Below are 6,572 nucleotides of genomic sequence, written 5' to 3' on the forward strand. Positions count from 1 at the left end.
GACCCGTCGGTAACCCGTTCGCAGGAGAAAGCCGACCGGCCGGTCCTTACCCACGGTCACCTGGGGCTTCACCCTGGTCGCGGTCCCTACTCGTCGGTAGGGTGGGCCCACCAGGGCGGATCCGCCCCCCGTGACGGCCCGGCGGATCCCGAGTGCCCCCCGAGCGGTTCCTGGGAATTCCCTGAATGCCCCCGGACCGGGACGGAACGGCCGACGGCCCCTCCCCGGAGGGGCGCGCCCATCTGCAAGGCCCGGCCACCTGCAACTGACCTGCAACAACGCCCGATTCCCCCGAGAGAGACGAGACCGAGCATGACCGAGCAGACCACCACGCCCCGGGTCGCCGTCGTCACCGGCGCCGCACGCGGCCTCGGCGCCGCCACCGCCGTACGGCTGGCCGCCGACGGCTACGCCGTGGCCGTCCTCGACCTGGAGGAGTCGGCCGGCCGGGAGACCGTCGAGCGGATCACGGCCGCCGGCGGACGCGCCCTCGCGGTCGGCGCCGACGTCTCCGACGCCGACCAGGTCCAGGCCGCCGTCGACCGGATCGCCGCCGGACTCGGCGCGCCGGTCGTCCTCGTCAACAACGCGGGCGTGCTGCGCGACAACCTGATCTTCAAGATGACCGAATCCGACTGGGACACTGTCATGAACGTGCACCTGCGCGGTGCCTTCCTGATGACCCGTGCGGTCCAGAAGCACATGGTGGACGCCGGTTTCGGACGGATCGTCAACCTGTCGTCCTCGTCGGCCCAGGGCAACCGCGGACAGGCCAACTACTCGGCGGCGAAGGCGGGTCTGCAGGGCTTCACCAAGACCCTGGCGATCGAGCTCGGCAAGTTCGGCATCACCGCCAACGCGGTCGCCCCCGGCTTCATCGCCACCGACATGACCGCCGCCACGGCCGCCCGGGTCGGCATGGACTTCGAGGACTTCAAGGCCGCCGCCGCCACCGCCATCCCGGTCGGGCGGGTCGGCGTTCCGGAGGACGTGGCGCACGCCGTCTCGTTCCTCGCGAGCGAGGGCGCGGGCTTCGTCTCCGGGCAGGTGGTCTACATCGCCGGCGGCCCCCTCGACTGAGTCACCGAACCTACACAGGGTTACCACGGGGTGGGAACCGGCGCGGCCGGTCTCCCGCCCCGTGCTTTTTGCCCGGACTTGGGAAAAAGCACACGAACACCATACGGACATTCGATCCGAAAAGGGCTTTGGATCGTCCTGAAACGGCCTCGGACGCGCCGGGAACGCCTTTGTCGGGGAATTCCGAATGATACGGGGAATCACCCTGTGTCGCCGGGTATGGTCACCGCCGTGCCAGCGCCGAGTGAACCGCCGGAGCACCCGACCACCCGCCGCGAACGACCGCACCGCACTCCCCGCGCGCCCGCCCGCCGCACCCCCGGCCGCCGGCGCGCGGCCCTGCTGGGCCTCACCGCGCTCGGCTACCTGCTCGTCACCGCCGCCGTCCTGCTCGACACCTCACTGGTCGACCTCGACTGGAGGATCCGCCTGTTCCGGCCCTACGAGCACTGGCCCGGTCTGCAGCCGCTGCTCGACAACTGGGTGGTGGCCGGCCAGCGCGGGCCCTCGGCGCTCGCGGCCTTCGGCTGGCTGGGGTGGCGCGCCCGCCGGCTGCGCCGGATCCGGCCGCTCCTGGTGATGGGCACGGCGCTGCTGCTGCTCAACCTCACGGTCGGCGGCGTCAAGATCGTCACCGGCCGGCTGGGCCCGCACTACGCCCACTACGTCGGCTCGCCCGAGCTCTTCTCCGGCGGCACCGTGTTCCCCTCCGGGCACACCGCGAACGCGGTGGTCACCTGGGGCGCGCTCGCCTACCTGGCGGGCCGCTGGCGGCGCACCGGCGCACTGCTGGCCGGCGCCACCGCCTGGTCGGTCGGCCTGACCACCGTCTACCTGGGGACCCACTGGGTCACCGACGTCCTGGCCGGGTGGGCGGCCGGCCTGCTGGTCCTGCTCTCGCTCCCGCTGCTGGAACCGCTGGTGCTCGCCGCCGAGCGCCGGCTCACCCGACGGCGCGCGCGAGCCCGCGCGAGAGCGCGTGCCGAAGCGGGCCGTGCCGAAGCGACGCGCGTCGGCGCGGAGCACCACGACGCGACACGCACCCGCACGACCCGCCCCGGAGCGGTGGCGGTCACCCCTCCCAGCTGCGGACCACCACGCCGTCGCGCACCGCGAGGTTGAGCCGCCCCTCCCGGTGGTCCATGGTCATCGCCGCCCCCGGCGGCAGCACCCGCACCGAGGCCCAGCCGTGCCGGCGGGCCAGCTCCTCGGCCCGCTCGACCCGCAGCCCCGCGTAGCCCTCCGCGTCGGTGTCCGTCATCGCCCCTCCCCGGCTCGCCCAACGGACGTACGCTGGAATCGTAGACCGGCCGTGCGAACCGGTCGCACGCGACACCGTCCCCCCCGGCCGGCGCCGCCGACGACCCCACCGGCACGGCCTCGAACCATGCTTTCGGATCACCGAGCATCACGACCGAGCATCACGAACCGGGGAACACGAACCGGGGAACCCGAACCGGGGAACCCGACCGAGGAGCACGGCTCCGGATCACGACTGCGGACCGGGAGGTGACCGCGGATGCCCGCCACCACCCCGCGCCGGTGGCGCAGCGGGACCGAGCCCGCGACCGCCCGCAGCGACCTCCGACTGCGCTACCTGCTCTCGCTGACCTTCACCCCGCTGTTCGCGCTGGCCACCGCGGGCTTCGCGTTCTGGGCGGCGAACGCCCCCGCCTTCGGTGCGCCGAGCCGGGGAACCCTGGTCGGCTTCGCCGTGGCCTGCGGCCTCCTCACCCTGTTCGCCGTCGTCGATCTCCTCGTGGTCGTCCGGCGCCGCCGGACCGAGCTCTGACGCGGTGTCTCCCGCGGGGTGGGAAGCCGCGTCCCCGGCCGCCCACCCCGCCCACGGCCTCGTCCCGCCGCCGTCGCCCCGCCGTCGCGCCGCCCCGCCCCGTCAGCGGTTGCCGACCGCCTGCTTCACCAGCGTCCGCCCGAAGTCCCACATCAGGCCGCTCCCCCGGTGCGCGTCCTCCATCACGTCGGTGAAGGCCGCCACGAACCGGTCCACGTCCGCCTCGGTGATGATCAGCGGCGGAATCAGCTTGATCACCTCCAGGTGGTCCCCGGAGACCTGGGTGAGGATCCGGTGCCGCTGGAGCAGCGGGACGACCACCATCTGGGCGAACAGCCCCTTGCGGGCCGCCTGGAGCGCCGTCCAGCCGGTCCGCAGCTTCAGCGACCTCGGCCGGCCGAACTCGATGCCGATCATCAGCCCGCGCCCGCGCACCTCGGCGAGCAGCTCGTACCGGTCGACCAGCTCGGTCAGCCGCTCGCGGAAGTGGTCGCCGACCTTGCGGGCGTTCTCCACCACCCGCTCGTCCCGGATGACCTCCAGGGTCGCCAGACCCGCCGCCATCGCCTGCGCGTTGGAGCCGAAGCTGGCCGAGTGCACCAGCACCCGGTCCATCGAGGAGTACACCTTCTCGAAGATCCAGCCCTTGCCGAGGGTCGCCCCGACCGGCACGTAGCCGCCGGACAGCGCCTTGGCCGCGCAGACCAGGTCCGGCAGCACGCCGTCCTCGTGCTGGTAGGCGAAGAACTCACCGGTCCGCCCGATGCCGGTCTGCACCTCGTCGCAGATCAGCAGCGCCTTGTGGTCGTGCAGGAGTTCCTGCGCGGCCCGCAGCCAGCCGGGCGGCGGTGCGTGCACGCCCTTGCCCTGGATCGGCTCGACGATCAGCGCCGCGACGTCGCCGCGCTTCAGCTCCCTGGCCAGCGCCCCGAGGTCGCCGAGCGGGATCGCGGTGTCCGGCAGCAGCGGTTCGAAGCCCTTGCGGAACCCGCCCTCGCCGTTCACCGAGAGGGAGCCGGTGGTCAGCCCGTGGAAGGCGTGGTCGGCGTAGAGGATCCGTTTGCGGCCGGTGGCGTACCGGGCGAACTTGAGCGCCGTCTCCACCGCCTCGGTGCCGCTGTTGCCGAAGAACACCCGGTCCAGGCCGGGCGTGTGGGACAGCAGCCGCTCGGCCAGCAGACCGGGCAGCGGCGAGCAGTCGAAGCGGACCAGGTCCGGCAGGTCGAGGTCCATCACCTGCTGGACGGCCGAGCGGACCACGGGGTGGTGGCGGCCCAGCGCGAAGATGCCGAAGCCGGCGAGCATGTCGAGGTACTCGTTGCCCTCGGCGTCGTAGAAGTACTGCCCCCGGGCCCGTTCGTAGTACTTATCGAAGCCGATGGTGTGCAGCATCCGCGTCAGCTGGGGGTTCAGGTAGCGGCTCTGCAGCTCGTACCGCTCCCCGCCGCGCTCGGCGAGCAGGGCGGCGAGGTCGAAGCGCGGCCGGGCCGGGCCGGCGGGGCCGCGGCCGTCGAGCCGCCCGTGGCCGTCCGGCCGTCCGGAGGGGTCGAGGCCGTCGACGCGGTCGAGGCGGTCGGTGCGGTCGGGGTCAGCCGGCATGGTGCTGGTTCGCTCCTCGGTTCGGTCGTGCCCGGTCCGGCAGTCCCCGGGCCGGGAGCAGGTGCTTGGCGAAGGCGGCGGTCTGGGCGGCGACCCCGGTGCCGGTCAGCCCGGTCTCCTCCAGGATCTCGCCGCGCGCGGCGTGCCCGAGGAACTCCTGCGGCAAGCCCAGCACCCGTAGCGGGACGTCCACCTCCGCGTCGCGCAGCGCCTGGGCGAGCGCCGCGCCGACGCCGCCGGTGCGCCCGTTGTCCTCGACGGTGACCACCAGCCCGTGCGCGGCGGCGAGCCCGGGCAGCACCGGGTCGACCGGCTTGACCCAGCGCGGGTCCACGACGGTCGCGGTGAACCCCTCGGCGAGCAGCAGCCGGGCCGCGTCCAGTGCGGCGCCGGCCATGGTGCCGACGGCGACCAGCAGGATCTCCGGTTCCTCCGCGGTGCGCAGCAGGACGTCCACGCCGCCGATCCGCTCGACCGCCGGCACGGCCGGACCGATGGTCGCCTTGGGGAAACGCACCACGGTCGGCGCGTCGGCGACGTCCACGGCCTCGCGCAGCTGGGCGCGCAGCTCGTCGGCGTCGCGCGGGGCGGCGAGCCGCAGCCCGGGGACGACCTGGAGGATCGACATGTCCCACATGCCGTTGTGCGAGGCGCCGTCCGGCCCGGTCACCCCGGAGCGGTCCAGCACGAAGGTGACGCCCAGCCGGTGCAGGGCGACGTCCATCAGCACCTGGTCGAAGGCGCGGTTGAGGAAGGTCGCGTACACCGCCACCACGGGGTGCAGCCCGCCGGTGGCGAGGCCGGCGGCGCTGGCGACGGCGTGCTGCTCGGCGATGCCGACGTCGAAGGTCCGCTCGGGGTAGGCCTTGGCGAACTTGGCCAGTCCGACCGGCTGGAGCATCGCCGCGGTGATCGCCACCACGTCCGGCCGGTCGGCGCCGACGGCGAGCATCTCGTCGCCGAAGACGGAGGTCCAGGAGACGCCGGCGCTGGGCGAGATCGGCAGGCAGGTGTAGGGGTCGATCGGGTTGACGGCGTGGAAGCGGTCGGCCTCGTCCTGCTCCGCGGGCAGGTAGCCGCGGCCCTTGACGGTGAGGCAGTGCACGATGACCGGCCCGCCGAAGCCGCGCGCCTTGGTGAGCGCGGACTCCAGGGCGGCGACGTCGTGGCCGTCGATCGGGCCGAGGTACTTGAGGCCGAGGTCCTCGAACATGCCCTGCGGGGCGAACGCGTCCTTGAAGCCCTTCTTGGCGCCGTGCAGCGCGTCGAAGATCGGCTGGCCGACCACCGGGGTGCGCTGCAGCGCGTCCTTGCCCCAGGACAGGAAGCGCTCGTAGCCCTGGGTGGTACGCAGCGCGGCGAGGTGGTTGGCCAGGCCGCCGATGGTCGGCGAGTAGGAGCGCTCGTTGTCGTTGACGACGATGACCAGCGGCCGGTCCTTGGCCGCGGCGATGTTGTTCAGCGCCTCCCAGGCGAGGCCGCCGGTGAGCGCGCCGTCGCCGATCACGGCGACCACCGGGTCGGTGCTGCCCAGCAGCTGGTTGGCCTTGGCCAGGCCGTCGGCGTAGGAGAGCGCGGTGGAGGCGTGCGAGTTCTCGACCAGGTCGTGCTCGGACTCGGCGCGCGAGGGGTAGCCGGACAGGCCGCCCTTGGCACGCAGCTTCGAGAAGTCCTGCCGGCCGGTGAGCAGCTTGTGGACGTAGCTCTGGTGGCCGGTGTCCCAGACGACGCGGTCGCGCGGGGAGTCGAAGACCCGGTGCAGCGCGATGGTCAGTTCGACGACGCCGAGGTTGGGTCCGAGGTGGCCCCCGGTGCGGGTGACGGCGTCGATCAGGAAGTCGCGGATCTCGTCGGCGAGCCGGGGCAGTTCGGCGGCCGGAAGGGCCCGCAGGTCGGCCGGGGACGTGACGCTGGAGAGCAGTGACATGGCTTTCACCTCACGACTCGGAGCGGTGCGGTGGTGCCCCCGCCGTGGGCCGCGGCCGCGCGGGGTGGGCCCGGCCCGGGTCGGCGGCCCGGGCCGGGCGGCGGTGTGTGAGACACATCAACGAGCCCACGAGACAAGTAACTGGCTAGGTATTCGGGTGGGGGGTGGGAAGGG

General features: G+C 73.2%; 6 protein-coding genes. 3 read left to right on the forward strand and 3 right to left on the reverse strand.

Annotation, left to right across the window (positions count from 1 at the left end; genetic code table 11):
- Nucleotides 1-312: 312 nt before the first annotated feature.
- Nucleotides 313-1,080: a 3-oxoacyl-ACP reductase FabG gene (gene fabG / locus ACFCX4_RS15600; protein WP_376142602.1), complete on the forward strand. Its 768-nt coding sequence runs from the start codon at nt 313-315 to the stop codon at nt 1,078-1,080.
- A 231-nt stretch (nt 1,081-1,311) separates the two neighbouring features.
- Complete coding sequence (locus ACFCX4_RS15605; protein WP_376142604.1) at nt 1,312-2,202, forward strand: phosphatase PAP2 family protein; 891 nt, start codon at nt 1,312-1,314, stop codon at nt 2,200-2,202.
- Here the strand turns inward: ACFCX4_RS15605 and ACFCX4_RS15610 are convergent.
- Nucleotides 2,153-2,341: an I78 family peptidase inhibitor gene (locus ACFCX4_RS15610; RefSeq protein WP_030305299.1), complete on the reverse strand. Its 189-nt coding sequence runs from the start codon at nt 2,339-2,341 to the stop codon at nt 2,153-2,155. The two genes, ACFCX4_RS15605 and ACFCX4_RS15610, sit on opposite strands and share 50 nt — an antisense overlap.
- A 258-nt stretch (nt 2,342-2,599) precedes the next feature.
- Between ACFCX4_RS15610 and ACFCX4_RS15615 the strand changes: the two genes are divergently transcribed.
- On the forward strand, nt 2,600-2,872 hold the full coding sequence (locus tag ACFCX4_RS15615; protein ID WP_376142607.1) for a DUF6343 family protein: 273 nt from the start codon (nt 2,600-2,602) through the stop codon (nt 2,870-2,872).
- 102 nt (nt 2,873-2,974) lie between these two features.
- Here the strand turns inward: ACFCX4_RS15615 and ACFCX4_RS15620 are convergent, their stop codons facing one another.
- Both ACFCX4_RS15620 and dxs read right to left on the reverse strand, forming a co-directional pair.
- Nucleotides 2,975-4,471, reverse strand: coding sequence for an aspartate aminotransferase family protein (locus tag ACFCX4_RS15620; protein ID WP_376142610.1), 1,497 nt, complete (start codon nt 4,469-4,471; stop codon nt 2,975-2,977).
- Entirely contained in the window at nt 4,461-6,398 is a 1,938-nt protein-coding gene (gene dxs / locus ACFCX4_RS15625) for a 1-deoxy-D-xylulose-5-phosphate synthase (protein ID WP_376142612.1), read from the reverse strand. The genes ACFCX4_RS15620 and dxs overlap by 11 nt, the downstream gene beginning before the upstream one ends.
- Between the last annotated feature and the right edge of the window lie 174 nt (nt 6,399-6,572).

Origin of the sequence: Kitasatospora sp. NPDC056327, from assembly GCF_042261735.1 — a bacterium.
GTDB lineage: Bacteria > Actinomycetota > Actinomycetes > Streptomycetales > Streptomycetaceae > Kitasatospora.